General features: G+C 62.9%; 1 protein-coding gene. It reads left to right on the forward strand.

The window, feature by feature from the left end; all coding sequences use genetic code 11:
• Positions 1 to 318 (forward strand): hypothetical protein (locus RM844_RS33365; RefSeq protein WP_311671158.1); only part of this gene is annotated, 318 nt, incomplete at its 5' end.
• Positions 319 to 380: the final 62 nt, after the last annotated feature.

The following is a 380-nucleotide window of genomic DNA, read 5'->3' on the forward strand; positions in this document are numbered from 1 at the left end:
ATCGGCAAACCGCTGACCCAGATCGTCGCCGAACGGGTCCGGCCCGCCCCTGACGAGGCTCCCGATCCCGGCGAGGCGGCGTTCAGGCACCGGGTCCACGTTTCGCTCTCAGCGATGTGGGGCATCGGCCTGCTGATCGGGATGTTGATCAGCCTGGCGATCATCTTCTCCCTGGCCATAGACGTCGCGAACGGCGTGAACACGGTCGTTTCGCTGGCTTTCACGGCCCTGCTGATGGCGGCCACCGTGGTGGTCGCGAAACGAGCCAGGGCCAAGGGGGAACTCCTCCGGGAACAAATGGGAGCCCGCCAAGGTTGAGCGCATCAGACTGAACTTTGGAGGTTTGATGTCCGAATCAAACGCAGTGCCCATCTTGTTCT

It is taken from the genome of Streptomyces chisholmiae (assembly GCF_031845445.1).
GTDB lineage: Bacteria > Actinomycetota > Actinomycetes > Streptomycetales > Streptomycetaceae > Streptomyces > Streptomyces chisholmiae.